Genomic DNA, 25,447 nt, shown 5'->3' on the forward strand with positions numbered 1-25,447 from the left:
CTGCGCGGTGCGCACCCTTCCCTTGGGCGAACTCCTGCTCTATCCTTCGCGATGACTGCGGCGCGTCTGTAAGTGCGCCCGACCCCATGCTAAAGTCGACCGCGATGAAGCCGAATTTTACCCTCTCCCTGTCGTTCGACGGCATTCGTTTGCTCCACCGCACATCGGGTGGATGGCAGCTTGTTGGTGAAGTGGCGCTCGACAGCGCCGATCTGGCGGCGGAACTGGCGGTCTTGCGCAAAACCGCCACGGCGTTGGAGCCCGGCGGGCTGCGCAGCCTGCTGCTGATCCCCGACGCGCAGATCAAATACCTCACCCTCGACACGCCGGATATGGACCCCGCCGCCCGCCGTGCGGCAGCGGCAGAAGCGCTGGAGGGGGCCACGCCCTATCCGGTTTCCGATCTGGTGTTTGACGTGCATGCCGATGGCGGGCAGAGCCATGTGGCCGCCGTGGCCCGCGAGACTTTGGACGAAGCCGAGGCCTTCGCGGTGGAGCATCGTTTCCACCCGGTCAGCTTCGCCGCCGCCCCGGCCAATGAAAATTTCGAAGGCGCGCCGCATTTCGGCATGACGAAAGCCGCGTCAGACCTGCTGGAACCCGGCGAAACCGTGGAGCCTGAGACGGCCCCCATCGTGATTTCCGGCGTGATGAACGCGCCCGAAGGGCCGGTCGTGGACACGGATGAGACGACCCCCGTGGCCGAGCCTGAGCTTGCCCCGACGCCGGAAGAGACCCCGCCGCCGGTAGTGGAAGACCTGCCGGATTTGGGCTCGACCGAGGACCCTTCGGAAGCCGCCCCCGCGTTGGAGCCCACCCCCAAAGACACGCCACCACCCTTGGACGAAGACCTGCCCGCCTTGGACGCTGCGACGGAAACGGAGGCGACGGAAGCCCCGGCAGAGGCCGAACTGACCCCCACTCCAGAGGAAACCCCACCGCCGTTGGAGGAAGACCTGCCCGCGCTGGAGACCGCCGCGCCAAGCGAGGAATCGGCAGAGACGGACGCGCCGCCCGTCCCCACGGGCAGCGTTGCGGCATCCGCAGCCCCCCTTGCGGCGGCGGCAAGCACGCAGGCCGCGCCGCAGCCCGAACCGTCGCGCAAGGTTGATTTCTCCGCACCGCCCTCGCGCAGTGCCCCTGCCGCCGGTTTTGCAAGCCGCCGTGGCGGGTCAGACAACGCGCCCAGCCTTGGCGGCGCGAGCCGGGAAACACCCCCGCCCCCGCCTGCCGCCAAAACGGAACCGACGCCCGCGCCCGCCCCCAGCACAGCCTCCCTGCCCGTCGGCGCACCTTCGCCCGCCGCGACCCCGCTTGCGCCGCAGATGCCCGTCGAACCGGCCACCGCCGCCGCCGCGACAGAGGCTGCAGCCCCCCAGCCTGACAGCAGCTCGCTGACGCCCGAGACGACCACCTCGACCGGCACCTTCCTCAGCCGCCGCAAACCGAAAGCGTCGAAAGACCGCCGGACCGCCCCTGCCAGCCCCGCCACGGCCACCCCGGCATCAGAGGCCGAGCGGATGACCGTTTTCGGCGCGCGCCGCCGGAACGAAGTCGGCGGCAAGCCGCGCTTCCTAGGCCTGATCCTGACGGCGGCGCTTTTGGTCTTCTTGGCCGGTGTCGCGGCTTGGGCCTCTATCTTCCTCGACGAGGGCAGCGCGCTTTCGCGGCTCTTTGGCGACCGTAGCCCGCGCAGCACAGCCGAAGCCTTGGCCCCTGCGGAAACCCCTGAGATCGAAAATGACATCGCCGTTTTGCCCCCCGAACCGGCTGAGCCTGACGCGATCGAAACCGCCGCCTTGGACGCGGGTCTGACCGACGAAGACGGTGCCGTGCTCGACGCGCTGCGCGACCCTGAGCCGCGCCCCCTGTCAGAGATGACCGAGGCCGAGATCGACGCCAAATATGCCACCACCGGCATCTGGGCCCGCGCCCCGGACGTGCCCCCGGCCCCGGCGGCGGCGATTGATATCGACGATCTCTACCTCACCAGCATCGACCCGATCAGCAGCACGACAGATGCCGTGGCCCTGCCGCCCGCCGATGAGTTCAGCACCGACATTGCCCCCGGCGCGGTCAGCTCTCCGGCGGCGGCGGGCACACGCTTTGCGCTGGACGCGCGCGGCTTGGTCAAACCCACGGCGCAGGGGGCGCTTAGCCCCGATGGCCATCTGGTCTACCTCGGACGCCCCGCCGTGCAGCCCCCCGCCACTCTCACACGGCCCGAAGCCGAACCGGCTGAGCCCGAGGTCGACAGCGCCTTGGCCGAGGCCCGGCCCCGTCTGCGCCCCAACGATTTGGCAGAGACGACCGAACGCGCCCAGCTTGGCGGGCTGACACGGTCCGAATTGGCCGATCTGCGCCCGCAACTGCGGCCCAAATCCGTTCAAGAAATCGCTCAAGAAGCGCTCGCCGCTGCCACGCCTGAGCCCGAGGTCGCCCCCATCGACACCAGTGGCGCGGTCGCCGCCGCCCTCGCCACGCCGCCGGCAATCCAAAACGCGACGAAACAGGCCACAACCCAGTCGCGCCGCCCCGATACCCGGCCCCGCAATTTCGACCGGATCGTGAAACGCGCCGCCCGCAGCGCTGCGCCTGCGCAGGTCGCGAGCGTCGCGCCCAAAGCGGTCCAACCGCGCTTTCCCTCGAAGACCTCCGTGGCGAAACAGGCAACGGTGAAGAATGCGATCAACCTGCGCGACGTCAATCTGATCGGCGTCTATGGCAAGCCCTCGAACCGCCGCGCTCTGGTTCGGCTCAGCAACGGGCGTTATCAAAAGGTTGAGGTCGGCGACCGGATCGACGGCGGCCGCGTCTCGGCCATCGGCGACAGCGAGCTGCGCTATGTGCGCCGGGGTCGGAATGTCGTGCTGAAGATGCCGAACTAGGTCTCCGCTAACAAAAAGGGACGCCGCAGCGCCCCTTTTCTCCCTCCCCCGGGTGATCTTTGATCAGGTGGCCTCAAGCTCGCCATTGTCGATCTGCTCTTGCTCGATCGATTCGAAGAGCGCCTTGAAGTTGCCTTCGCCAAAGCCGTCGTCACCCTTGCGTTCGATGAACTCAAAAAAGATCGGCCCGATCACGGTTTTCGAGAAAATCTGCAACAGGATGCGCGTCTCGCCCCCGTCGACCACGCCTTCGCCGTCGATCAGGATGCCGTGTTTCTGCATGCGGTCCAGCGGCTCTTCGTGGCCGGTCACCCGCTCTTTCGACATCTTGTAATAGGTCTCGGGCGGCCCGGGCATGAACTTCAGTCCATTGTCGGCAATAGCATCAGTGGCATCATAGATGTTGCGCGCGCCGACGGCGATATGTTGGATGCCCTCGCCGTTGTACTTCTTGAGGTAAGCCACGATCTGCCCGGTTTCGCCCCGGTCTTCGTTGATCGGGATGCGAATGCGCCCGCAGGGCGAGGTCAGCGCGCGGCTGGTGAGGCCCGTATATTTGCCCTCAATGTCGAAGAATCGGATTTCGCGGAAGTTGAACAGGTCGCCGTAAAACTTGAACCAGACGTCCATATTGCCCTTGTGCACGTTGTGCGTCAGGTGGTCGAGGTAGTAGAACCCCACGCCCTCGGGCTTGGAGGTGGCGATCCAGTCGTATTCCCAGTTGTAGGGCGAGGTGTCGTAATACTGGTCGACGAAATAGATCAGCGAGCCGCCGATGCCCATGATCGCGGGCACGTCGAGCACCTTGCCATCGCCCTTGTATTCCTCGGCACCATTGGCCACCGCGTGCGCCAGCGCCTTTTGCGCATCCACGACGCGCCAGCCCATGGAGGGGGCACAGGGGCCGTGTTTTTCGACAAAGCGCGCGGCAAAGCTCGCGGGGTCGTGGTTCAGAACATAGGTGATGTCGCCCTGCTGCCAAAGCTCGATCTTCTTGGTCTTGTGATTGGCCACATGGACATAGCCCATTTTGGTGAAGACATCGCGCAGCGCCTGTGGGTCGGGGCTGGCAAATTCGACAAACTCGAAACCATCGGTGCCGGCGGGGTTCTCTGCCGTGATCTGCGATTTCGGGGCGTCATGCGGGAAAGGGCCCATGTCAGTCTCCTCTGCTTTGGGATTTGCCCTAGTCTACGCCGCAACCGCCGCGCGAATTGCGCGTATCGCAGCATTCAACTGGTCAATTTCGCGGAAGTGACGCATAGTACCTCCAAACCATGCGGAGATCGCGCATCATGCTCGATGAGATCGACAGGCGGCTGCTAACGGCGCTGCAAAAGAACGCCCACCTCACGGCGCAGGAGTTGGGGCAAGAGCTGAACCTATCCCCCAGCCAGGCCGGGCGCAGGCGTCAGCGGTTGGAGGCCGAAGGCTACATTCGCGGCTATCACGCGCGGCTTGATCCGGTGCGGATGGGGCTGAACGTCCAGGGCTTCGTGCAGGTCCATCTGGGCACCCACGGGCCGGAACATTCGGCGAGCTTTGCCCGGCTCATGGCCACCCGTCCCGAGATTGTGAGCGCTTGGACGATGACGGGGGATGCGGACTACCTCCTGAGGGTCTATTGTGACGATCTGCCGAGCCTGAACAGGCTCATTCACGACGTTCTTCTGCCCCATCAGGCCGTGAGCCGGGTGCATAGCCAGATTGTCATGGATCAACTGAAACAGGACGGGCCATTGCCCACCTGACGCTGAAAGAGGACCGCAATGGAAGGTTTCCTGTTCCAAGCCTCCGTCTATCTGGCCGCCGCGGTGATTGCCGTGCCCATCGCCGCGCGATTGGGGCTGGGGTCGGTGCTGGGCTATCTGGCGGCGGGTATTCTGATCGGGCCGGTGCTGGGCCTCGTCGGGTCCGAGACGAAAGACGTGCAGCATTTCGCGGAATTCGGCGTTGTGATGATGCTCTTCCTGATCGGTCTGGAGTTGGAACCGCGCGCGCTCTGGGACATGCGCCACCGTCTGCTGGGCTTGGGCGGCTTGCAGGTGCTGCTGTCGACCGCGGCGCTCATGGCCATCGCCATGGCTTACGACCAGCCGTGGCGCGTGGCGCTGGCAATCGGGTTGACGCTGGCGCTGTCTTCGACGGCCATCGTGTTGCAAACCCTATCGGAAAAAGGGCTGATGCGGACCCAAGGGGGGCGCTCCGTTTTCTCTGTCCTGCTGACGCAGGATATCGCGGTGATCCCCATTCTCGCCTTCCTGCCGCTGCTGGCCACGGGCATTCCGGGCGGGCTTTTGCCCGATGGGTCCATCTCGCTCGACCCGCAGGCGGTGGAGAATGCCCATCACGGGGCCGAGGGCAGCCACGCCGGAGAGGTCGCCCATGCCGCGCAGACCTTCGTGCAAAGCCTGCCGGGCTGGGGCGTTACGCTGGTCACCATCGGGGCCGTGGCCGCGATCATCCTCGTGGGCATCTATCTGACCCGCCCGGTGTTCCGCTACATCCACCTCGCCAAGCTGCGCGAGATGTATACCGCGCTGGCGCTGCTGATCGTGGTGGGGATTTCCTCGCTGATGACCGTGGTCGGCCTGTCGCCCGCACTCGGCGCCTTTCTGGCGGGCGTGGTGCTGGCCAGCAGCGAGTTCCGCCATGAGTTGGAGACCGACCTCGAACCCTTCAAGGGGCTGCTTTTGGGGCTGTTTTTCATCACCGTGGGGGCGGGTATCAACTTTGTCCTGCTGTTCGAAAAACCGCTCATCCTGATCTGCATGGCGCTGTTGGTCATCATCGTCAAAGCGCTGATCCTGATGGTACTGGGCCGCCTCTTCCGCCTCAAAGGCCGCGACGGTTGGCTTTTCACGCTGGCGCTGGCGCAGGCGGGCGAATTTGGCTTTGTGCTGGTCAGCTTTTCCCTCGCCACCGGCGTCATGCCCGACCCGATTGGCGAGACGCTTTTGCTGGTCGTGGCCCTAACCATGCTGATCACGCCGCTGCTTTTCATCCTGCACGACCTGATCAGCCGACGCCTTGACGACGGCGGCCCCGTCATCGCCGATGAGATCGACAGCAGCGGCCCGGTGATCATCGCGGGCGTCGGGCGCTTTGGTCAGATGGTGAACCGGATGGTCCAAGCCAGCGGTTTTCAAACCGTCGTGCTGGACCACAACCCCGAGACCATTGCTGTCATGCGGCGCTTTGGCTTCAAAGGGTTTCTAGGCGATCCCACGCGGCCCGACATCCTGCGCAAGGCGGGGCTGCAAGAGGCCAGCGTCTTGGTGGTGGCCCTCGATGATCCGAAATCCGCGGTCTCTCTCATCTCCTACGCGCGCAAAGAGAACCCGAACCTGCATATCGTCAGCCGCGCGCGCGACCGCGAGGAGGTCTACCGCCACTATCAGGCCGGGTCGAATGACATCGTGCGCGAGATGTTCGACAGCTCGCTTCGGGCCGGGCGCTATGTGTTGGAAAACATGGGGCTTTCGGATTTCGAGGCGAATGAGGCGCAAAAGCTTTTCTACGCCCATGACCGGGTCTCGGTCCGGGAATTGGCGGCGCTTTGGCGGCCTGATGTGCCGCCTTCGCAGAACGCCGCCTATGTCGCCCGCGCGAAGGAATTGCAGAAAGATCTGGAAACGGCTTTCCTCAACCTTGGCGATGACAAGGGCAAGGAAAGCGCCTGAGCCGGGCAGCCCCTTTCGGGGGGCCACCCGCACCGTCCTATGCGTCGCTGACGCCCGCTTCGGCAAAGGTGGCCATGCCCGCGTGACAGGCGAGCGCGGTCTTGAGGATGCCAATCGCCAAGCCCGCGCCAGAACCCTCCCCCAGACGCAGGCTCAACTCCAGCAGCGGCTCCTTGTCCAACGCGCCCAAGAGCCGCCGGTGACCGCTTTCCGCGCTGAGATGCCCCGCGACGCAGTGATCCAGCGCGCCGGGTGCCGTCCGCGCGAGGCTGAGCGCGGCGGCACAGCAGATGAAACCGTCGAGGATCACCGGGATGCGCAAGGCCCGCGCCCGCGCCAAAGCTCCGGCCATCGCGGCTAATTCCCGCCCCCCGAGGCGGCGCAGCTGCTCTAGCCCATCGCCCTTGTCCGCATGCAGGGCGACACCCTCGGCCACGACCTCGGTCTTCAGCGACAGGCCCGCGTCATCCACCCCGGTGCCGCGTCCGGTCCAGAACTCCGCCCCGCCGCCCAGAAGCGCCGTGGCAAGTGCCGCCGCCGAGGTGGTGTTGGCGATGCCCATCTCACCCACGACAAGCAGATCGGCCTCGGGATTCACCGCCTCCCAGCCCGCCCGCAGCGCCTCGACGAATTCGTCTTCCGCCATCGCGGGCGCGACCGTGAAATCTTGGGTGGGCCTGTCCAAGGACAGCGGCACCACGTCGAGGCTCGCGCCATTGACCCGTGCGATCTGATTGATCGCCGCCCCGCCCTGTTCGAAGTTCGACACCATCTGCGCCGTCACCTCTGCCGGGAAGGCCGAGACGCCCCGCGCGGCGACCCCGTGATTGCCTGCAAACACGATGATCTGGGGCGCGGCGATCTCGGCCCGCGCCCCGCCGCGCCAGCCCCGATACCAGACCGCGAGATCCTCCAACCGGCCAAGCGCGCCGGGGGGTTTGGTCAGCATGGCGTCATGGGCCCGCGCCTCTGCCATCGCCGCGTCGTCGCAGGCGGGCATCGCACGCAGCAGGCTGCGAAATTCGGTAAGACTGGCGAAAGACGTGTTCATATGCGGCCCTTTGCGGATTGATATTTAACCGTTTCTAGCCTTAGCCTGTCGGGGCTGAAAGTGCCGAAGGGGCGAAATAATGGCCATTCCCGACATCACCGCCCTGAGGCAGGTCTTCCGGCCCCGCGACATCGCCGTGGCCTTTGCCCTGCTGACCCGCCTGCCCCTGCCGCATTTCCATTTCCCGACCGAGGCGCACCGCCCCCCGGCCCGCAGCGCTTGGGCCTATCCGCTGGTGGGGATCGTGTTGGCGTTGATTGCCGGGACCGTCGGTGTGGCGCTGACGCGCCTGGGCGCGACGCCGCCGCTGGTGGCCGCCTTCGTGCTGCTGACGCTGGTGATGCTAAGCGGGGCGATGCATGAGGATGGCCTTGCCGATTGCGCCGATGGATTCTGGGGCGGCTGGACCCGCGAAAAGCGCCTGAAAATCATGAAAGACAGCGTGATCGGCACCTATGGCGTCGTGGCGCTGGTGCTGTCGCTTTTGCTGCGTTGGTATCTCATCAGCGAATTGATCACGGATGAGGCGCTGATCTGGGCGCTGGTCGTCGCCTCCTGCGGATCGCGGGCGGCAATGGTCTGGGTGATGGACAGCCTGCCCACCGCCCGCCGCGATGGGCTGTCTGACCGCACGGGCCGCCCCGGGGAATTGGCGACGGCGGTGGCGGTGCTGATCGGCGTGGTCGTGATCGTTCTGGCGCCGGATTATTCCGCATGGCGCTTGGCGCTTTTGGCGCTGCTTGCGGCGCTGGTGGTCCGCCAGATCGCCAAACACAAGATCGGAGGGCAGACCGGCGATGTCTTGGGCGCGACCCAACAGGTAACCGAAATCGCCCTGCTGACCGGTTGCCAGATGATGGCCTACGGCTGGCAGGCCATTCCATAAAAAACCGCGCCCCCGGAAGGGACGCGGCCTTATCTTAAATTGTGCACCGCTTAAGCGGCCACACGGCTTTCCAGCACGTCGCCGACCTGTTTTGCGGCGGCGAGTTCATCGCCGCCCGACACAGCGGCCACTTCACGGGTCAGTCGCTCAAGCGCTGCTTCATAAAGCTGACGCTCGGAATAGCTCTGCTCGCGCTGGTCGTCGGTGCGGTGCAGATCGCGCACGACCTCGGCAATGGCGATAAGATCGCCGGAGTTGATCTTTTGCTCATACTCCTGCGCGCGGCGGGACCACATGGCGCGCTTGACCTTGGCCTTGCCCTTGAGCGTTTTCATCGCATGGTTGATCACATCGGGTGTCGACAGGGCGCGCATGCCGATTTCGGTCGCCTTATGGGTCGGCACCCGCAGGGTCATCTTGTCTTTTTCAAAGGAAATTACGAAGAGCTCCAGCGCGATGCCGGCAACTTCCTGCTCCTCAATCGAGACGATCTGCCCGACGCCATGCGCAGGGTAGACGACGAATTCATTAGGGCGGAAATCAAGCTTTTTCGATTTGGTCATATAGATCGCTCCTTGGCGCGCGGGGGAAGCCCCGCCATTAACTCAGACACCTGAACAGCACGTAAAACGCATGCGAAGCGCAGCCTGAGTGGTCTGCGTTCGGGTGCGTTTGAGTTAGAAATGTGAGGTCAACCTTGGCAGCAGGGTCGAAACATTATCAGGCTCGTGTGTTACAGCTTGAAGACACTATAGCACAGAATCACGCCTTTCGGAAGCGCCCCCAAGCCAGCCTCGGCGGTTTCCCGGTCAATTCAGCGGGTTAACACGCAAAGTTGAGGTCACAGAGACGTCACAGGACGCGAATCGCCGTGCCTTAGCCGCCCTCGCCCGGTTTTTCCGAGAAGAGCTCCATCTTGCCCTCTTTGCCATCCATCTCTTCCGCTTCAGGCAGCGGGTCTTTCTTGGTGATAATGACGGGCCAAAGTTCGGAATACTTGCGGTTGAACTCCACCCATTTTTCCATATCCGGCTCGGTGTCCGGGCGGATCGCATCGGCGGGGCACTCGGGCTCGCAAACGCCGCAATCGATGCATTCATCGGGGTGGATCACCAGCATGTTCTCGCCTTCATAGAAGCAGTCCACCGGGCAGACTTCGACACAGTCGGTGTATTTGCAAGCGATGCAGGCGTCATTCACGATATAGGTCATGCGGAAACTCTGGCTGGATATGTGAGGGACTAGCTAAACCGGGGCGCGGGATCATTCAAGGTGGCGCGCCTTAGAAAGATCAAGCTGCCTGCGGTCGCGCTTGGTCGGGCGGCCCTTTCCCTCAAAACCGGGATTTTCGGGCTGTCTGTCCTTTGATTTGGGCTGTGGCGGGGACAGATCGGTGTAGAGCGTCTGCGCTTCGGGGGCCGGGCCCCGGCGATGGCCGATCGCCTCGATGCGGATCACCCGCACATGGTCACCTTGCGAAAAGGTCAGCACATCGCCGGGGCCGACACTGCTGGCGCGTTTCTGCGTCGGCGTGCCGTTGATCCGAACCGCGCCGCCCGCCACCTGCGCGGCAGCGAGCGAACGGGTTTTGAAAAAGCGGGCGTGCCACAGCCATTTGTCCAGCCGCAGTTTCGCGCCCGCCTCCACTTACTTGTCGTCCTTCAGCCCCATCAGCGCGGCGGCAAAGGGGTTATCAGGGTCGATCTGCTTTTCCTTGCGCGGGGGACGGGCAGAGAAGTTCTGCGACTTGCCGCCTTTGTCCCCGTCGGGCTTGCGCCCCTTGCCCTTGGCAGGTTTGCCACGCGGCTTGCCCTGCCCTTGGTTGCGATCCCCGCCGCGACGGTTGCCACCGCCATTGCCACGCGGGCTGCGGGCCCATGTGAAGATATAATAGGTCTCCATCTCCGGCCCGGCGACATCGGCATCGGGCGCAGTGCCCTGCGGAATTTCTTCCGCTGGCACTTCGGGGATGTTGGTGTCGACCTCAGGCTCTTCGGCGGCCACATCGGCCATGGGGGCGATGCCATCGTCGGGTATCTGCGCCACATCCGCAGGGCGGTCATCGGGGTTTGTCTCATCCGAAGGGGTTTCGATGATACCGCCTGCAGGTTCCTCGGCGGCGACATCCATGATCGGGTTGTCGGCTGCGTCGTCACCGGGCAGATCGCTGTCGAGTTTCTCGGGCACCACGGTATCGGCGGAAGGGTCCATCGCGTCATGGCTGCCGTCTTTGGGCATCACTACATCGACGGGTTTCACCGTAGTCCGCTCATCCTTCTCGGCCTTATAGCCCAGACCTTCCATCAGGTCGGCGAATTGCTCAAGCGTCATGCCGGTGATCGACAGCATGTCCGGCTTTGCCTCAAACCCGCCGCGCGAATCTTCGGCCCGCAGCATATCGGCGAGACGTTCCAGCATGTCGATGCGGATCGCGCGTTTGCCGGCGTTGCGGTAGCCCGACATGGTATCGGCCCCGGCGGGCGCTTCGGCTTCGACCGGAATGGTCACCAGACCGGGAGGGGGGGATTCAGGGAATTCGTTCAGCCCTCTGGCCAGCGACCAAAGCACCAAGCGCAACCGCGTCGGCGCGGGTTTGAGCATCAGCGGCATGAAGATGGTGAACTGGCCGAACCGGATGCCATGTTTGCGCAGCGCACCGCGAGCGTCTTGATCCAGCGCCTTCACATCCTCGGCCACTTGGGCGCGGGGCAGAATGCCGAAATTCTCAACCAGTTGGAAAGCAAAGCCGCGGGCCAGACCGGTCAGCGTGTCATCCTTGCTCAGCCCCAGCAGCGGCTCGAACAGGGCCGCGACCTTGCGGTCGATGAAGTGCTGGAGGCGGCGTTTCACCTTCTCGGCTACTTCAGGCCCGGCGATATCGTCGACAAAGACTTCGACTTGCGGCTTCAGCGCGTCGCTGCCAGCGGTCAGTTTGCCCACCGCAGCGCTGCCCCACATGAGGCCGCCCTGTTCGGTGAAATCAATCTCGGTGTCTGGGGCGTTGTAGAACCGGTCAGCGCGCAGATGGAACTGCGGAGCCAAGGCCTGCAATGCGGCGGTTTTCACCGTTTTGTCTTCAGCCGCACCCGCGCCCTTGTCCACCCGAAAGCGGAACCCGTCCAGCTTGCCTACAAATTCACCTTCAACGGTGACTTCACCGGTCTCGTTTACATCGGCCACCATGGCTTCCTTCTGTCCAAGCCGGCGCAGCAATACACTTGTGCGCCGATCTACAAATCTTTGCGTCAAACGCTCGTGCAGAGCGTCCGACAAGCGGTCTTCTACGACACGCGTCGTGTCGCGCCAATGGCTTTCGTCCTTTGTCCAGCCCTTGCGCTGCGCAACGTAGGTCCATGTGCGAATAAACGCGAGTCGTTTGGACAACGCATCAATGTCGCCATCGGTTCGATCAATTCGTTTGATTTGTCGTGCGAGCCAATCATCGGGGATATATCCGCGCTGGTGCAGATCGTTGAAAATGGTCTCCAAGAGCCCCGCATGTTCCGCATGGCTGATGCCGCGGAAATCGGGAATCCGGCACACATCCCAAAGCAGCCGCACCGAAGCGCCATCCGTGGCCCGGGCAAAAACCTCATCCACCTGCGCCAGCGCCTTGAGCGCGCGCAGATCGTCGGATTCCCGCGCCCTGACCAGCCGCTCATCTTCGGGCGGCATTTCCAAGGTCTTGATCAGGCGGTCAATGCTGCCGAATTGCAAAGCGTGGTTGCGCCAGTTGATCTTGTTCTGCGGGGTAAAGTTGTGATCCATAATCGCGCGGGCAACGTGTTCGTCCAGCGCAGGCGCGTCCCCGGTGGTGCCAAAAGTCCCGGATTTGAACCCGCGCCCTGCCCGGCCAGCGATCTGTGCCAGTTCATTCGGGGCCAAGGGCCGCATCCGCCGCCCGTCAAACTTACTGAGCGCCGAGAAGGCCACATGATCGACGTCAAGGTTCAACCCCATGCCGATGGCATCGGTGGCGACGAGGTAATCGACCTCTCCGTTCTGATACATCGCCACCTGCGCATTGCGCGTGCGCGGAGAGAGTGCGCCCATAACCACCGCCGCACCGCCCTTTTGGCGGCGGATCAGCTCGGCGATGGCATATACATTCTCAACCGAAAACCCGACGATTGCGCTGCGCGGCTTCATTCTGCTTATCTTTTTCTGACCTACATAGATCAATTCGCTCATCCGGTCGCGGCGCATGAAATCGACCCCCGGAACCAGCGCCGCGATAGTGCCGCGCATGGTGTCGGCCCCCATGAACAGCGTCTCACGCAGGCCCCGCGCGCGCAGCAGACGGTCGGTAAAGACATGGCCGCGCTCGGGATCGGCGCAAAGCTGGATCTCGTCGATGGCCACGAAATCCGCGCCCATCTCCTGCGGCATCGCCTCGACAGTGCACACCCAATACTGCGTGCGCGGCGGCACGATCCGCTCTTCGCCCGTGACCAGCGCCACCACCGAGGGGCCGCGCGCCTTGACGATCCGGTCATAGACCTCACGCGCCAAGAGCCGCAGCGGCAGGCCGATCACCCCGGTCCGATGGGCCAGCATCCGTTCGATTGCATAGGTCGTCTTGCCGGTATTTGTCGGGCCGAGAACGGCCACGACGCGCTTGTTGCCTGCCACCTGTCTATCCTTGAATTAAAGCTCGCGCCCGATGCCGTCCCGGCGCAGCCCCTCAAGGGCCACGCGGGCGTCTTCGTGATGCGGGTTGAGGGCGAGCGTCTTGCGGTAAAGTGCGGCCGCGCGGCCCAGATCTCCGAACTCCTGTATCATCACGGCAAGGCCGAAGATCGCGTTGTAGTTGTCGGGGTTCAGCGCCAGCGTCCGCTCCAGATCATCCAACGCGGGGCCATAGAGATCGGCCCCGTAATAGGCCTGCGCCCGGGCATGAAACCCTTCGGCGAAACCGGGGGCGTGATCGGTCAGCGCGGTCAAATGCTCGATCGCCAAACGTGCATCGCCATCCGCCATTGCCTCCCGCCCCCGCGACAGCAGCAAATCCATCGCAGCCGAACCGGAGCGCTGCCAATGCGCCTCGATCTCATGGGCGATTCTGGGGGCCTCCGCCGCTGGGGCCTCGCGCAGCTTTTGCATCAGCTCGGGCGGGGCCTTCTCGGCCACAGCCATGCCCGCAAGCAACACAAAGCTACCAACTGCCGCAACGGTATGTTTGAGGTTGACGGGTATGATGCGCATAACAAAACTGAATGTAACAGGCTGCCGCCGCAATTCCAGACGTAGCGGGGCCAAATGCCAAAAAAGGGCGAGCGATGAGCGATATTGTGAACGAAGCGGTAGTGGTGCTGAACGAAAAGCTGGCCGGCAGCGATTTTGACGGCACGGCCAAGTTCGACATCGAAGGTGAAGGCACCGTGATGATGGACGAAAACGGCGCCCGCGCGGCGGACGAAGAAGCCGACGTGACGCTGAGCGCGGATGCCGAAACCTTCCAGTCCATCCTCCAAGGCGACACCAACCCCACATCCGCATTCATGACCGGCAAGCTCAAGATCGACGGCGACATGGGCATGGCGATGAAGCTCGCCGCTGTTCTCGGCTGATGCATCTGGACCCGGCCCCGCTTTACACCGATATCGCCCCCGGCCCCGATGGGGGCCAAGCCCATTGGGCCGAGACATCGGATGGCAAGCGGATCAGGCTGGGTCATTGGCCCTGCGCAGGCGCGCGGGGCACGGTGCTGCTCTTCCCGGGGCGGACCGAATATATCGAAAAATACGGGCTTTGCGCCGCCGATTTCGCGCGGCGCGGTCTTGCCACCCTGGCGATCGACTGGCGCGGTCAGGGACTGTCGGACCGGCTTTTGCCCGACGCGCGCGTCGGCCATGTGGATGTTTTCAGCGACTATCAGAAAGACGTCGCCGCCATGCTGCGCGCCGCGCGCAGCCTGAACCTGCCGCGCCCCTATTTCCTGCTGGCCCATTCCATGGGCGGCTGCATCGGCCTGCGTGCCGTGATGGAAGGGCTGCCGGTGCAGGCCGTCGCTTTCACCGGCCCGATGTGGGGCATCTATGTCGTCCCGCATCTGCGCGCGCTGGCATGGTCCTTGGCCCAGTTCATGCCCCGGGTCGGACAGGGCCACCGCCTGCCCCCGGGCACCAAGATCGAAGCCTATCCCGCCATCGCCCCTTTCGAGGACAACCTGCTGACCACCGATCCGCAGATGTACGACATGATGCGCGATCAACTGGCCGCCCACCCGGAGCTGAGCCTCGGCGGCCCCAGCTTCGTCTGGCTGCGCGAGGCACTGGCCGAGACGAAACACCTCGCCGGACGCTCGGCGCCCAACATTCCCTGCGTCACCTACCTTGGCAGCAACGAACGCATCGTCGCCACCGACCGCGTCCACAAGCGCATGGCGCAGTGGAAAGGCGGGCGGCTTGAGATCGTACCGGGCGGCGAGCATGAGGTGTTGTTGGAGAGGCCCGAGTTGCGCAAGCCGATCTTCGACGGGCTGGAAAAGCTCTATCTGGGCAATATCACCGGTTAACCCCTCGCCTTACCCCCGCGCCCGCGTCATTTTCCTGTGCAATCGGCCTGCGCCGCCTAGATTGCTTGGGATGACACGCGAACCCGTCCTCAGCTTCACCGAAAACGGCATCTACTGCGCCGCCGGTGACTTCTACATCGACCCCTGGCGCCCCGTCGGCCGGGCGCTGATCACCCACGGCCACGCCGACCATGCCCGCGACGGGATGGGCAGCTATCTGGCCACCTATGCCGCGCTCCCGGTGATGCGCCACCGGTTGGGCGAGATCGCCATCGAGGGCATCGCTTACGGCGAGACGCGCCAGATCGGCGGGGCCACGGTCTCTTTCCACCCCGCGGGCCATGTGCCCGGCAGCGCGCAGATCAGGGTCGAGGTCGGTGGGGAGGTCTGGGTCGCTTCGGGCGATTACAAGGTGATCGACGATGGCATGTCCGAGGCTTTCGAGCCGGTCCGCTGCCACCATTTCATTACTGAGAGCACCTTTGGCCTGCCGGTCTTCCGATGGGCCCCACAGGCCGAGGTGGCCGCACAGATCAACGACTGGTGGGCGGGCTGCAAGGCGGCGGGCAAGACCGCCTTCCTCGGGGCCTATTCACTGGGCAAAGCACAGCGGCTTCTGTCGATGCTCGACCCCGAGATCGGGCCGATCCTGACCCATACGGCGGTGGAGAACACCAACGAGGTGCTGCGCGGCCAAGGCATCGCGCTACCCGAGACCACGCTGGTCACGCCCGAGCTTAACCCCAAGGAACATCCCGGCGCGCTGGTGCTGGCCCCGCCTTCCGCGCTTGGCAGCCAATGGGCGCGGCGCTTCGGCGCGCAGGAGAGCGCCTTCGCCTCGGGCTGGATGGCGCTGCGCGGGGTGCGCAGGCGGCGGGCGGGGGACCGGGGCTTTGTCATCTCGGACCATGCGGATTGGCATGGGCTGCTCTGGGCGATCCGCGAGACCGGGGCGGAAAACATATATGTCACACATGGTTACACGGATATCTTCACGCGATACCTGAACGATCAGGGCTGGAACGCCGAAGTCGTGCCCACCCAGTTCGAAGGCGACGGGGGCGACAGCGAATGAAGGATTTTGCCGCGCTTTTCAACGCTGTCGACCAGACCACCAAGACCACGGTGAAGGTCGCCGCACTGGCCGAATATTTCACTACGGCCGCCGAGGACGACCGGCTCTGGACCGTGGCGCTCTTCTCAGGCCGCCGCCCGAAACGTGCCGTCACCACGACCCGCCTGCGCGAATGGGCTTCCGAGGCATCCGGCGTGCCGCTCTGGCTTTTCGAGGACAGCTACGCCATCGTTGGCGATCTGGCCGAGACCATCGCGCTGGTCCTGCCACCGGTCGAGAGCGACGACACCGGCACGCTCACCTCTTGGATCAACGCTCTGCGCGGGCTGAAGGATCTCGACGACGCGGCGCGCAAGGAATTTGTCCTCTCGGCGTGGCAACAGCTTGGCGGCACCGAAAGGTTTCTTTTCAACAAGCTCATCACCGGCGGCTTTCGCATCGGCATCAGCCAGAAGCTGATGACCCGGGCGCTCTCGCGCGCCACCGGGCGGCCCGAGGCGGAGATGGCGCACCGGCTGATGGGCAATTGGCACCCCGACGATGTCACATGGCACAGTCTGATCGAGGCCGAGGACGCCAGCGCCGACGCCTCACGCCCCTACCCCTTCTACCTCGCCTATGCGCTGGAGGACGGGCCGGAGGGTTTGGGCGATCCAGCCGATTGGCGCGCGGAATGGAAATGGGACGGCATCCGCGGCCAGCTCATCCTGCGCGACGGCGATTATTTCGTCTGGTCGCGCGGCGAGGAGCTGATGACCGACCGCTTCCCCGAACTGGCCCGCGCCGCCGATCACCTGCCGCCGGGCACCGTGCTGGATGGCGAGTTGCTGGTCTGGCAGCCGGGGGCCGAATTCCCTTCTTCCTTCAATGCTTTACAAGCCCGCATCGGGCGCAAGACCGTGCCGAAAAAGCTGCTCAAGGAGGCGCCGGTCGTGCTGCACGCCTACGATCTGCTGGAATGGCAGGACGTGGACATCCGCGACCGCCCCTTCGCCGAACGCCGCGCCCTACTGGAAGAAGCCGCCGCCGGCCTGCCCGAGGACGCGCCCGTCCGCCTCTCGCCGCAGCACCGGTTCACCGACTGGGACCAGCTCGCGACCTTGCGCGAAACCGCGCGTGAGGCGCAGGCCGAAGGGCTGATGCTGAAACGCGCCGACAGCCCGTACCTTTCGGGCCGCAAGAAGGGCGATTGGTGGAAATGGAAGCTCGACCCGCTGACCATCGACGCGGTGATGATCTACGCGCAATCGGGCTCGGGCCGCCGTGCGAACCTCTTTACCGATTTCACCTTCGCGGTCTGGAACGGGAACGATCTGGTGCCCTTCACCAAGGCCTATTCCGGCCTTACCGACGCCGAGTTCCGCCAGATCACCGCTTGGGTGCGCCGCAACACGCAGCAGCGCTTCGGCCCCGTGCGGCAGGTCACCCCGCACCATGTCTTCGAGATCGCCTTCGAGGGCATCCAGCCCAGCCCGCGCCACAAGTCCGGCGTCGCCCTGCGGTTTCCGCGCATGCTGCGGTGGCGCAAGGACAAGCCGCTGCAAGAGGCCAACACCCTCGACGATCTGAAAGAAATGCTGCGCATCTACGGATAGGTTGTTCCGGCCCGCCCGGAGGCATAGATGTGACGAAACGCAAATGAGGTACACCGATGTTTCAGCTTCCCTTCCCGCTTCACGATGCCAACGCCAGCGCCGGGGGCAAAGACCTTGGCGATCTGCCGGAATGGGATTTGAGCGATCTCTACACCAGTGAGGACGCACCCGAATTGAAACGCGATCTCGACTGGCTAGAGGAATCCTGCGCGCGTTTCGCCGCCGACTACGAAGGCAATCTAGCCGCATTGGACGCCGAAGGGCTGCTCGACTGTGTGCTGCGCAATGAAAAGATCAATCAGGTCGCCGGGCGCATCATGTCCTACGCGGGGCTGCGCTATTACCAGCAGACGACGGACTCGGGCCGGGCCAAATTCATGTCCGATTGCCAAGAGAAAATCACCGATTACACCACGCCGCTGGTCTTCTTCACGCTCGAATTGAACAAGCTGCCGGACGATCACCTCGCCAAACTGCTGGACGAGAACCCCGACCTTGCCCGCTACAAGCCGGTCTTCGACCGCATCCGCGCCATGAAGCCCTACCAGCTTTCGGACGAGATGGAGAAGTTCCTGCACGACCTCGGCGTCGTCGGCGACGCATGGGAGCGGATGTTCGACGAGACCATCGCTGGGCTGGAGTTCGAGGTCGATGGCGAGACGCTGAACATCGAAGGCACGCTGAACCTGCTGACCGACCCCGACCGCGCCAAGCGCGAGGCCGGTGCGCGCGACTTGGCCAATGTGCTGGGCCGCAACATCCGCACCTTCGCCCGCGTCCACAACACGCAAGTCAAAGAGAAAGAGGTCATCGACCGCTGGCGCGGCATGGAGACACCGCAGACCGGGCGCCACCTCAGCAACCACGTGGAGCCCGAGGTTGTCGAGGCGCTGCGCAACGCGGTGGTCGAAGCCTATCCGAAGCTGAGCCACCGCTATTATGAGCTCAAGCGCAAATGGCTGGGCCTTGATGTGATGCAGGTCTGGGACCGCAACGCGCCGCTGCCAATGGAAGACCCCAAGGTGGTCGACTGGGCGCAGGCCGAAGCGACCGTGATGGAGGCCTACAACGCCTTCGATCCGCGCATGGGCGAACTGGCCAAGCCCTTCTTCACCAAGGGCTGGATCGACGCGGGCGTGAAACCCGGCAAGGCGCCGGGCGCCTTCGCGCATCCCACCGTGACGGACGTGCATCCTTACGTGATGCTGAACTACCTCGGCAAACCGCGCGACGTGATGACGCTGGCGCATGAGTTGGGCCACGGCGTGCATCAGGTGCTGGCCGCCGATCAGGGCGAGATGCTCTCCTCGACCCCGCTGACATTGGCCGAGACCGCCTCGGTCTTCGGCGAGATGCTCACCTTCCGCAAGATGCTCGATAAGGCGCAGACCCAGACCGAGCGCAAGGTGCTGCTGGCGGGCAAGGTCGAGGACATGATCAACACGGTCGTGCGCCAGATCGCCTTTTACGATTTCGAATGCAAGCTGCACGAAGCGCGCCGCGGCGGGGAGTTGACGCCCGACGACATCAACGCGCTGTGGATGAGCGTTCAGGCCGAGAGCCTCGGGCCGGCCTTCGAGTACATGGAGGGCTACGAGACCTTCTGGGCCTATATCCCGCATTTCGTGCATTCGCCCTTCTACGTCTATGCCTATGCCTTCGGTGACGGTCTGGTGAACGCGCTCTATGCGGTCTACGCCGAGGGCGAAGAGGGCTTCGAGGACAAGTATTTCGAGATGCTGAAAGCCGGCGGATCGAAGCACCACAAGGAGCTTCTCGCCCCCTTCGGACTTGATGCCAGCGATCCAGCGTTCTGGGACAAGGGCCTGTCGATGATCTCGGCCATGATCGACGAATTGGAAGCGATGGAAGACTGATGTTCCGCGCCGAGCGCATGAAAGAAAGGTTCGCACCCTTCTTTGTCTGGATTCGGCGGCGGGTGCCGCCCGGATTTAGATTTGCGCTCGGCCTGCCGCTCATCTGTGGCGGCATCCTCGGGTTCTTGCCGATCCTCGGATTCTGGATGCTGCCGCTTGGCCTCATGGTGGCGGCGATGGATGTGCGGCTATTTCGGCGCTGGCGCTCCCTTCGCCGCAGACGGCGGGCAGAACGGCCTTGAGGTCACTTCAACTGGCTGTCTTTCGAGCCTCGCCGATTAATTCCGCCGCGCATCTGCGCCTGCCCGTCTCGTTCTCGCACGCAGTCGATACAAAGCTTTACCCCCGGCAGCGCCATGCGCCGCGCCTCTGGAATCGGCTCTTCGCATTCCGCGCAATGGGTGCGGCTCTCGCCCACTGGCGCGCGGCGCGCTTTTAGCCGCGCCAATTCGTCGGAAATGGAGGCTTCGATCTGCTCGTTCACCGCGCCATCGCGTGTCCATCCACCTGCCATGTTGCGCCCTCCTCATGCGGTTCACTTCATAGATATGGGCCGCAGCGGCAGCATGTCACGGCCTCACCCGGGATATGTCCCCCGCCCCAAGGCTCACTAGATGGGGTCGCGCAAATAAAAAAACACCCCCAAAAGGGGGTGCAGTTGCTAGGCATTGGGCTGTGAGTCAAGCAGCACGCAGGGTCGTATCTCCTCCATTCAAGCGGTTTAGTAGGGTGGACAGGGTGACGGCGCTTTGAATGAGCCGTCGGCGAAGCTCTTGTCGCTGGCCGGCAGGGCGCAGCGGAACGTTGGTGCGCAGGTGGACCCTTTGCGGCATGGCGGCGGGATGGCAGGTATAGGTCACTTCAACCATCGCCTCGACCCGGCCAAAGTCGCGGGCATACTGTACACTGTGAAATCGGGCGTCGCAGATGGTAAGTGTGACGGGGCATTCATCGGACGGGTGACCAACGGTGACGGGATCATAGCTGCGTTTGCGGCGGAGAATGTCACCTGCATTGAGGGACGTGATGGGGCCGAGTGTTTCTGGCGCGGTGGAGCGGCTTGGCATATCTGATCCTCTTCCTAATCGTCTGGTCGCTTATCTTCCCTTTCTATGGGCCTTTGCGTTCCCTGAGGTGACGCTCCTGCCCAACCTGTATACATGTTGTCGGGCCCAATTGTGGCGTAAATGTGGCAACAACTTTCCGGCAATGGGGCAATCGTATAATTCGCCAAACTTTTTTCACATTTCCTATGCGAAAGGGAGGTCTACCTCTCCTTTTCGACCTCTAGCAGCCAGTTTTCTTGAAGCCGGTTTTCGATCGCTTCGGGGAAATGGCTGCGCACCAAGGCGATGGCTTCCGCGCCGGGCATTCCGGCCCCAATCAGCAACCACGCCGCGATCAGCCCACTGCGCCCCGCGCCGTATTGGCAGGAAAGGGCAACCGTCTCTCCCGCCTCTAGCGCCGCCTCGAAACGCACCCGGTGTGGAGGCCATTCGGTTAGGAATCTGTCGCAAGGGACGTTGAAATCTTCGATTGGCGCGAAGGAGATCCTTAGGCCAAGCGACTGTGAAGTCTTTGAAATCAGGTAAAAAGCTCCGTCAGGAAGCTCGACCTCCTCGGTAAGAACCAGCAACTCACGCGCCCCAGCCGCGCGCAGGCCTCCCAAGGTTTCCCGCATCTGTTGAGGATCGAGGTAAGCGCTGCCATCCACATGGGTCAACAGCCCCGGAAAACCCGTCATCGCCAGATGCCCGCCGCGGGGGGTGGGGATAACGGCGCGTATGGAGGTCGCTTCAGGATCGAAAAAAGGCACATCATGAGACATAAAAACATCCATAGAATTTGAGTAACGGCAGGAGCACCTGTATACATGTTAAATAGGTAAAATCGAACAGACGAAGGATGCCGGGCAATGTCTACCCAAGTCAAATCCAGCGCCGCGATTGCAGAAGCGCTTCGGACGGACATCTGCCTGAACCGCAATATCGCCGACGGCATGCTGCATGAGGTGGCCCTCGCCCAGCGTTTCGGCGTGTCCCGCACACCCATCCGGCAAGCGTTGCAACGTTTAGCCTATGAACGCATGATCGCCGTGAAATCCGGCGTGGGGTCTATCGTGACCCCTTTGGACGCGCCCATGCGCGCGAATGACATTCGCGCGGCTGTGGCGATTATCGAAGCCGCCGGCAAATGTGCACCGCCCTCCCCCGCCCCACCGGCGCACTTCATGCCACTCGCCGGGATGCTGGGCATGATGGACCTCGCCCCGCTGGACAATGCCGAGGCGTTTTTCGACATCCGCGCCCGGCTTTTGAACGCCCTATCGGAGATGATCGAGAACCCGATCCTCAGCGACGCCTTTCGCGCGGCCTATTGGCGGCTGATCAGATGGTCCTTGCGGGATTTCGACACCGCGCCGGAACCTCAGATCGTGCATCTGCGGGCGGTGCTGCAAGCCGCTGCCCGGGCGATGCAGTCGGGCACGATCGCCGCCTGTTTCGAAGAAGTCGCAAGGCTCGAAAGCCAGCTCATCGAATCCCGAAGCGAATAAAGAAAGCCCCGCTCCAAAGAAGCGGGGCCTTCTGCATCATCTGGTTCAGCCGTTAGCTGGCCGCCAACATGCCCTTTTCCTTCGCCAAGTCGCGCATCCGCTTTTGCAGCTTCTCGAAGGCGCGCACTTCGATCTGGCGGATCCGCTCGCGGCTGACATCGTATTGCGCCGAGAGGTCTTCGAGCGTGACAGTCTCATCCGACAGGCGACGCTGGGTCAGAATGTCCTTCTCGCGCTCGTTCAGCACGTCCAAAGCCTCGGCCAGCATCTCACGCCGGGTCTCCAATTCGTCACGCTCCGCGTAGTCGCCCGCTTGGTCGGCGTCTTCATCCTCCAACCAATCTTGCCACTGCATCGTGCCTTCGCCTTCGGACCCAACAGTGGCGTTGAGCGAGGCATCCCCGCCCGACATCCGCCGGTTCATGGAGACGACCTCATCCTCGGTCACGCCAAGCTGGGTCGCGATCTCTTTCACGTTTTCAGGGCGCAGATCGCCCTCTTCCAACGCGCCGATCTTGTTTTTGGCCTTACGCAGGTTGAAGAACAGCTTTTTCTGACCTGAGGTCGTGCCGAGCTTAACCAGCGACCACGACCGCAGGATATATTCCTGAATCGAGGCGCGAATCCACCACATCGCATAGGTGGCAAGGCGGAAGCCCTTCTCAGGATCGAAACGTTTCACCGCCTGCATCAGGCCGACGTTCGCTTCCGAGATCACCTCGGACTGTGGCAATCCATAGCCGCGGTAGCCCATCGCGATCTTCGCCGCGAGGCGCAGGTGAGAGGTGACCATCTTATGCGCGGCTTCGGTGTCTTGCTCTTCGACCCAGCGTTTGGCCAGCATGTATTCTTCCTCAGGCTCCAGCAGCGGGAACTTGCGGATCTCTTGCATATAGCGGTTCAGCCCGCCTTCGGGCGTTGGTGCGGGCAGATTTGCATAATTTGCCATGTCTTGTCCCTTTCCCCAGTTTAATCGGGGCCTATGTTATTTCGCTTAACATGCAATATGGGCGGCCCCCTTCGTGCTTTCAAGACAGAAGCATTCACGCTTTTGTTCATGACTGCACAGTTTCTGTGAACAAAACGTAACCGCTCCTTAGGCGGTTCCGCGGGGTGGCGGGGTCACGCCGATGGGGCGGTGGGGCCGTCGCGCAACAGGTCCAGCAGGGCCGCCATATCGGGCGGCAGGGGTGCTTCGAAACGCAGGTTTTCACCGGTTACTGGATGTTCGAACCCCAGAACGGCGGCGTGCAGCGCTTGGCGGGGGAAGGCGCGGATTGCTTCGGCGGTGGCCTCAGGCAAGGCCGTCTTGGCCAGCTTGCGCCGCCCGCCATAGGTCGCATCCCCCACGAGACCATGGCCCGCGTGAGACATGTGCACGCGGATTTGGTGCGTGCGCCCCGTCTCAAGCCAGCATTCCAGCAGCGCCAGTACGGGCGGGATGCCGAAACGCTCAACCGTGCGGGCGCGGGTCACCGCGTGCCGCCCGCCTTGAAACAGCACCGCCTGCCGCTGGCGGTCGGTCTTGTGCCGCGCCAGTCGGGTGGTCATCCGCAGGATATTCCCCGCCTCGAAGGACGCGCCTTTGACGCCCCGCAGGCGCGGGTCATTGGCATCCGGCACCCCATAGACGAGGGTCTGGTAATAACGCTCTACGGTATGTTTCTCGAACTGCGCCGCCAGCCCGTGATGCGCCGCATCAGATTTGGCGACGACGAGCAGGCCGGTGGTATCCTTGTCGATCCGGTGCACGATGCCGGGCCGTTTCATTCCGCCCACGCCAGAGAGATCATCGCCGCAATGCGCCAGCAATGCGTTGACCAGAGTGCCGGAGGGCGAGCCCGGCGCAGGATGCACCACCATGCCTGCGGGTTTGTCGATCACGATCAGATCGTCGTCCTCGAACACCACCGACAGCGGGATGTCTTCGGGCAAGATGTGGCTTTCCGCCGCCTCTTCGACCGTGATCTGCACCGCCTGCCCTTCGGCCACTTTGGCGCGGGGGTCTTGGACCACGACACCGTCCAGCGTGACAGCGCCTTCGGTGATCAAACGGCCCAACCGCGTGCGCGACAGGTTCGCTTCCTCTGGCACATCGCGGGCCAGCGCCTTATCAAGACGGGCGGGCGGGCTATCGCCCAGAATGAAATCAATGCGGCGGTGAGACATGGACACGGACAACCCTGATGAACCGGCGAACCTGCGGTTTCTGCGGCGGATGGTGACGGTCTTGACCGTCGTGATGATTGGCGGGGTTCTAGTGCTGATCTTCGTGCTTGTCACCCGCCTGAGCGATCAGGGCCCGACCATGCCGCGCAGCATCACCCTGCCCGATGGCAGCAGCGCCCAAGCGTTTACGCAAGGGCGCGGCTGGTATGCGGTGGTGACGGATGCGGATGAGATCCTGATCTTTGACCAGCTGACCGGCGCATTGCGCCAGACGGTCGTGATCGAGTAATCAGCCGCGGATCGTTTTGGCGAAGGTCGAATAGATCGGCTCGTTCGCGCAGATGATCTCACCATGTTGCAGGATGTTGCGCTCAGGGCGGATCGGCTCGACAAGGCCACCAGCCTCTTTGACGATCAACATGCCCGCGGCCACATCCCATGGCTTCAGACGACGCTCCCAGAAGCCATCGTAACGGCCCGAGGCGACATAGGCGAGATCGAGCGATGCCGCGCCCCAGCGGCGCACACCGGCGCAGACGGGCAGCAGGCGGCCCAAATCCTTGAGCGTTTCAGGCAGATCGGCACGGCCCCCGAAAGGCAGACCTGTGGCAAAGATCGACTCAATCATGCGGTGACGGCCAGAGACCCGCAGACGGCCTTCGTTCATCCAAGCGCCGGTGCCCTTCTCGGCAAAGAACATCTCGTCCTTGGCGGGGTCAAAGATCACACCGGCGACAATCTCGCCCTTATGCTCCAACGCGATGGAGATGGCCCAATGCGGCAGACCGTGCAGAAAGTTGGTCGTGCCATCCAGCGGGTCGACGATCCAGCGACGGGTCGGGTCTTGGCCCTCTTCCTCGCCCCCCTCTTCGGCCAGCCAGCCATAGGTTGGACGGGCGCCCATGAGGTCGTCTTTGATGATCTTCTCGGCGCCGATGTCGGCCTTGGTCACGAAATCGCCCGCGCCCTTGACCGAGACCTGAAGGTTCTCGACCTCGCGGAAATCCTTGACCAATGCACGCCCCGCTTTGCGTGCCGCCTTGATCATGATGTTGAGATTCGCACTGCCGATCATTGTTCGCGCCCTTTGATGGATAAGGCGGGACGTATAGGGCGCAAGAGCGCAATTGCCAAGGGGGCAGAAACCTGCAC

General features: G+C 63.5%; 25 protein-coding genes. 12 read left to right on the forward strand and 13 right to left on the reverse strand.

Going from position 1 to position 25,447, the window contains the following annotated elements:
• Nucleotides 1-86 precede the first annotated feature (86 nt).
• Nucleotides 87-2,888, forward strand: coding sequence for a hypothetical protein (locus ACGYKA_RS04345; RefSeq protein WP_394438028.1), 2,802 nt, complete (start codon nucleotides 87-89; stop codon nucleotides 2,886-2,888).
• Nucleotides 2,889-2,951: 63 nt separating this feature from the next.
• On the opposite strand, the gene hppD is transcribed toward ACGYKA_RS04345, so the two are convergent.
• Nucleotides 2,952-4,046, reverse strand: a complete 1,095-nt coding sequence (gene hppD, locus ACGYKA_RS04350; protein WP_394413962.1) for a 4-hydroxyphenylpyruvate dioxygenase — start codon at nucleotides 4,044-4,046, stop codon at nucleotides 2,952-2,954.
• A gap of 137 nt (nucleotides 4,047-4,183) precedes the next feature.
• Between hppD and ACGYKA_RS04355 the strand changes: the two genes are divergently transcribed.
• Together ACGYKA_RS04355 and ACGYKA_RS04360 are read left to right on the forward strand one after the other, a co-directional pair.
• Complete coding sequence (locus tag ACGYKA_RS04355) at nucleotides 4,184-4,639, forward strand: Lrp/AsnC family transcriptional regulator (RefSeq protein WP_271689612.1); 456 nt, start codon at nucleotides 4,184-4,186, stop codon at nucleotides 4,637-4,639.
• 18 nt (nucleotides 4,640-4,657) lie between these two features.
• The gene (locus ACGYKA_RS04360) at nucleotides 4,658-6,571 is read left to right on the forward strand and encodes a monovalent cation:proton antiporter-2 (CPA2) family protein (protein ID WP_394413965.1); all 1,914 of its coding nucleotides are present in this window, start codon (nucleotides 4,658-4,660) and stop codon (nucleotides 6,569-6,571) included.
• A gap of 37 nt (nucleotides 6,572-6,608) precedes the next feature.
• Here ACGYKA_RS04360 and cobT read toward each other — a convergent pair whose 3' ends face one another.
• Nucleotides 6,609-7,622, reverse strand: coding sequence for a nicotinate-nucleotide--dimethylbenzimidazole phosphoribosyltransferase (gene cobT / locus ACGYKA_RS04365; protein ID WP_394413968.1), 1,014 nt, complete (start codon nucleotides 7,620-7,622; stop codon nucleotides 6,609-6,611).
• A 79-nt stretch (nucleotides 7,623-7,701) separates the two neighbouring features.
• Here cobT and cobS point away from each other — a divergent pair, with 79 nt between their 5' ends.
• Complete coding sequence (cobS, locus tag ACGYKA_RS04370) at nucleotides 7,702-8,508, forward strand: adenosylcobinamide-GDP ribazoletransferase (RefSeq protein ID WP_394413971.1); 807 nt, start codon at nucleotides 7,702-7,704, stop codon at nucleotides 8,506-8,508.
• Between the two features lie 50 nt (nucleotides 8,509-8,558).
• On the opposite strand, the gene ACGYKA_RS04375 is transcribed toward cobS, so the two are convergent.
• The 5 genes from ACGYKA_RS04375 to ACGYKA_RS04395 form a co-directional block, all read right to left on the reverse strand.
• Nucleotides 8,559-9,071: a CarD family transcriptional regulator gene (locus ACGYKA_RS04375; RefSeq protein WP_007120274.1), complete on the reverse strand. Its 513-nt coding sequence runs from the start codon at nucleotides 9,069-9,071 to the stop codon at nucleotides 8,559-8,561.
• A gap of 313 nt (nucleotides 9,072-9,384) precedes the next feature.
• On the reverse strand, nucleotides 9,385-9,720 hold the full coding sequence (gene fdxA / locus ACGYKA_RS04380) for a ferredoxin FdxA (RefSeq protein WP_067262482.1): 336 nt from the start codon (nucleotides 9,718-9,720) through the stop codon (nucleotides 9,385-9,387).
• A 51-nt stretch (nucleotides 9,721-9,771) separates the two neighbouring features.
• Nucleotides 9,772-10,155 (reverse strand): RNA-binding S4 domain-containing protein, encoded by a 384-nt coding sequence (locus ACGYKA_RS04385; protein WP_271689608.1) that lies wholly within the window; start codon nucleotides 10,153-10,155, stop codon nucleotides 9,772-9,774.
• Nucleotides 10,156-13,140 carry a helicase-related protein gene (locus ACGYKA_RS04390; RefSeq protein WP_394438033.1) on the reverse strand — a complete coding sequence of 995 codons (2,985 nt, stop codon included), beginning with the start codon at nucleotides 13,138-13,140 and terminating at the stop codon, nucleotides 10,156-10,158.
• 15 nt (nucleotides 13,141-13,155) lie between these two features.
• Nucleotides 13,156-13,713: a hypothetical protein gene (locus ACGYKA_RS04395; protein ID WP_394413977.1), complete on the reverse strand. Its 558-nt coding sequence runs from the start codon at nucleotides 13,711-13,713 to the stop codon at nucleotides 13,156-13,158.
• 74 nt (nucleotides 13,714-13,787) lie between these two features.
• Between ACGYKA_RS04395 and ACGYKA_RS04400 the strand changes: the two genes are divergently transcribed.
• The 6 genes from ACGYKA_RS04400 to ACGYKA_RS04425 all read left to right on the forward strand — a co-directional run bounded on the left by ACGYKA_RS04400 (nucleotide 13,788) and on the right by ACGYKA_RS04425 (nucleotide 19,814).
• Complete coding sequence (locus ACGYKA_RS04400) at nucleotides 13,788-14,078, forward strand: SCP2 sterol-binding domain-containing protein (RefSeq protein WP_394413980.1); 291 nt, start codon at nucleotides 13,788-13,790, stop codon at nucleotides 14,076-14,078.
• Nucleotides 14,078-15,025, forward strand: a complete 948-nt coding sequence (locus tag ACGYKA_RS04405; RefSeq protein ID WP_394413983.1) for an alpha/beta fold hydrolase — start codon at nucleotides 14,078-14,080, stop codon at nucleotides 15,023-15,025. The genes ACGYKA_RS04400 and ACGYKA_RS04405 overlap by 1 nt, the downstream gene beginning before the upstream one ends.
• A gap of 70 nt (nucleotides 15,026-15,095) precedes the next feature.
• Entirely contained in the window at nucleotides 15,096-16,100 is a 1,005-nt protein-coding gene (locus ACGYKA_RS04410) for a ligase-associated DNA damage response exonuclease (RefSeq protein ID WP_394413986.1), read from the forward strand.
• Nucleotides 16,097-17,695, forward strand: coding sequence for an ATP-dependent DNA ligase (locus tag ACGYKA_RS04415; protein ID WP_394413988.1), 1,599 nt, complete (start codon nucleotides 16,097-16,099; stop codon nucleotides 17,693-17,695). Before ACGYKA_RS04410 ends, ACGYKA_RS04415 begins: the two co-directional genes overlap by 4 nt.
• Nucleotides 17,696-17,751: 56 nt before the next feature.
• Complete coding sequence (locus ACGYKA_RS04420; RefSeq protein ID WP_394413991.1) at nucleotides 17,752-19,572, forward strand: M3 family oligoendopeptidase; 1,821 nt, start codon at nucleotides 17,752-17,754, stop codon at nucleotides 19,570-19,572.
• Nucleotides 19,572-19,814 carry a hypothetical protein gene (locus ACGYKA_RS04425; RefSeq protein ID WP_394417648.1) on the forward strand — a complete coding sequence of 81 codons (243 nt, stop codon included), beginning with the start codon at nucleotides 19,572-19,574 and terminating at the stop codon, nucleotides 19,812-19,814. The genes ACGYKA_RS04420 and ACGYKA_RS04425 overlap by 1 nt, the downstream gene beginning before the upstream one ends.
• A gap of 2 nt (nucleotides 19,815-19,816) precedes the next feature.
• Here ACGYKA_RS04425 and ACGYKA_RS04430 read toward each other — a convergent pair whose 3' ends face one another.
• The 3 genes from ACGYKA_RS04430 to ACGYKA_RS04440 form a co-directional block, all read right to left on the reverse strand.
• Entirely contained in the window at nucleotides 19,817-20,086 is a 270-nt protein-coding gene (locus ACGYKA_RS04430) for a DksA/TraR family C4-type zinc finger protein (protein WP_394413997.1), read from the reverse strand.
• 166 nt (nucleotides 20,087-20,252) lie between these two features.
• Nucleotides 20,253-20,639, reverse strand: a complete 387-nt coding sequence (locus tag ACGYKA_RS04435) for a hypothetical protein (protein ID WP_271689601.1) — start codon at nucleotides 20,637-20,639, stop codon at nucleotides 20,253-20,255.
• A 200-nt stretch (nucleotides 20,640-20,839) separates the two neighbouring features.
• Nucleotides 20,840-21,412 carry a hypothetical protein gene (locus ACGYKA_RS04440; RefSeq protein WP_394414000.1) on the reverse strand — a complete coding sequence of 191 codons (573 nt, stop codon included), beginning with the start codon at nucleotides 21,410-21,412 and terminating at the stop codon, nucleotides 20,840-20,842.
• A gap of 75 nt (nucleotides 21,413-21,487) precedes the next feature.
• Here ACGYKA_RS04440 and ACGYKA_RS04445 point away from each other — a divergent pair, with 75 nt between their 5' ends.
• Nucleotides 21,488-22,126 (forward strand): GntR family transcriptional regulator, encoded by a 639-nt coding sequence (locus tag ACGYKA_RS04445; RefSeq protein WP_394414002.1) that lies wholly within the window; start codon nucleotides 21,488-21,490, stop codon nucleotides 22,124-22,126.
• A 52-nt stretch (nucleotides 22,127-22,178) separates the two neighbouring features.
• On the opposite strand, the gene rpoH is transcribed toward ACGYKA_RS04445, so the two are convergent.
• Both rpoH and ACGYKA_RS04455 read right to left on the reverse strand, forming a co-directional pair.
• Nucleotides 22,179-23,075: an RNA polymerase sigma factor RpoH gene (rpoH, locus tag ACGYKA_RS04450; protein WP_067262445.1), complete on the reverse strand. Its 897-nt coding sequence runs from the start codon at nucleotides 23,073-23,075 to the stop codon at nucleotides 22,179-22,181.
• A gap of 173 nt (nucleotides 23,076-23,248) precedes the next feature.
• A complete protein-coding gene (locus tag ACGYKA_RS04455) occupies nucleotides 23,249-24,295 on the reverse strand; it encodes an RluA family pseudouridine synthase (protein ID WP_394414187.1) in 1,047 nt (348 codons plus the stop codon).
• On the opposite strand from ACGYKA_RS04455, the gene ACGYKA_RS04460 reads away from it, so the two are divergent.
• Nucleotides 24,294-24,584 carry a DUF6476 family protein gene (locus ACGYKA_RS04460; RefSeq protein WP_271691728.1) on the forward strand — a complete coding sequence of 97 codons (291 nt, stop codon included), beginning with the start codon at nucleotides 24,294-24,296 and terminating at the stop codon, nucleotides 24,582-24,584. The genes ACGYKA_RS04455 and ACGYKA_RS04460 overlap by 2 nt on opposite strands.
• Here the strand turns inward: ACGYKA_RS04460 and ACGYKA_RS04465 are convergent, their stop codons facing one another.
• On the reverse strand, nucleotides 24,585-25,370 hold the full coding sequence (locus tag ACGYKA_RS04465; RefSeq protein WP_394414005.1) for an inositol monophosphatase family protein: 786 nt from the start codon (nucleotides 25,368-25,370) through the stop codon (nucleotides 24,585-24,587).
• Between the last annotated feature and the right edge of the window lie 77 nt (nucleotides 25,371-25,447).

Origin of the sequence: Sulfitobacter sp. 1A15106 (assembly GCF_043556995.1) — a bacterium.
Lineage (GTDB): Bacteria > Pseudomonadota > Alphaproteobacteria > Rhodobacterales > Rhodobacteraceae > Sulfitobacter > Sulfitobacter faviae.

Coding starts and splice junctions, on each gene's coding strand:
- ACGYKA_RS04440 (WP_394414000.1), bottom strand. CDS start 21,412: ATGGATGTTTTTATGTCTCATGATGTGCCTTTTTTCGATCCTGAAGCG.
- ACGYKA_RS04445 (WP_394414002.1), top strand. CDS start 21,488: ATGTCTACCCAAGTCAAATCCAGCGCCGCGATTGCAGAAGCGCTTCGG.
- ACGYKA_RS04435 (WP_271689601.1), bottom strand. CDS start 20,639: ATGCCAAGCCGCTCCACCGCGCCAGAAACACTCGGCCCCATCACGTCC.
- ACGYKA_RS04355 (WP_271689612.1), top strand. CDS start 4,184: ATGCTCGATGAGATCGACAGGCGGCTGCTAACGGCGCTGCAAAAGAAC.
- ACGYKA_RS04375 (WP_007120274.1), bottom strand. CDS start 9,071: ATGACCAAATCGAAAAAGCTTGATTTCCGCCCTAATGAATTCGTCGTC.
- ACGYKA_RS04425 (WP_394417648.1), top strand. CDS start 19,572: ATGTTCCGCGCCGAGCGCATGAAAGAAAGGTTCGCACCCTTCTTTGTC.
- ACGYKA_RS04405 (WP_394413983.1), top strand. CDS start 14,078: ATGCATCTGGACCCGGCCCCGCTTTACACCGATATCGCCCCCGGCCCC.
- ACGYKA_RS04455 (WP_394414187.1), bottom strand. CDS start 24,295: ATGTCTCACCGCCGCATTGATTTCATTCTGGGCGATAGCCCGCCCGCC.
- ACGYKA_RS04415 (WP_394413988.1), top strand. CDS start 16,097: ATGAAGGATTTTGCCGCGCTTTTCAACGCTGTCGACCAGACCACCAAG.
- ACGYKA_RS04430 (WP_394413997.1), bottom strand. CDS start 20,086: ATGGCAGGTGGATGGACACGCGATGGCGCGGTGAACGAGCAGATCGAA.
- ACGYKA_RS04345 (WP_394438028.1), top strand. CDS start 87: ATGCTAAAGTCGACCGCGATGAAGCCGAATTTTACCCTCTCCCTGTCG.
- ACGYKA_RS04460 (WP_271691728.1), top strand. CDS start 24,294: ATGGACACGGACAACCCTGATGAACCGGCGAACCTGCGGTTTCTGCGG.
- cobS (WP_394413971.1), top strand. CDS start 7,702: ATGGCCATTCCCGACATCACCGCCCTGAGGCAGGTCTTCCGGCCCCGC.
- hppD (WP_394413962.1), bottom strand. CDS start 4,046: ATGGGCCCTTTCCCGCATGACGCCCCGAAATCGCAGATCACGGCAGAG.
- fdxA (WP_067262482.1), bottom strand. CDS start 9,720: ATGACCTATATCGTGAATGACGCCTGCATCGCTTGCAAATACACCGAC.
- ACGYKA_RS04410 (WP_394413986.1), top strand. CDS start 15,096: ATGACACGCGAACCCGTCCTCAGCTTCACCGAAAACGGCATCTACTGC.
- rpoH (WP_067262445.1), bottom strand. CDS start 23,075: ATGGCAAATTATGCAAATCTGCCCGCACCAACGCCCGAAGGCGGGCTG.
- ACGYKA_RS04360 (WP_394413965.1), top strand. CDS start 4,658: ATGGAAGGTTTCCTGTTCCAAGCCTCCGTCTATCTGGCCGCCGCGGTG.
- ACGYKA_RS04395 (WP_394413977.1), bottom strand. CDS start 13,713: ATGCGCATCATACCCGTCAACCTCAAACATACCGTTGCGGCAGTTGGT.
- ACGYKA_RS04400 (WP_394413980.1), top strand. CDS start 13,788: ATGAGCGATATTGTGAACGAAGCGGTAGTGGTGCTGAACGAAAAGCTG.
- cobT (WP_394413968.1), bottom strand. CDS start 7,622: ATGAACACGTCTTTCGCCAGTCTTACCGAATTTCGCAGCCTGCTGCGT.
- ACGYKA_RS04465 (WP_394414005.1), bottom strand. CDS start 25,370: ATGATCGGCAGTGCGAATCTCAACATCATGATCAAGGCGGCACGCAAA.
- ACGYKA_RS04420 (WP_394413991.1), top strand. CDS start 17,752: ATGTTTCAGCTTCCCTTCCCGCTTCACGATGCCAACGCCAGCGCCGGG.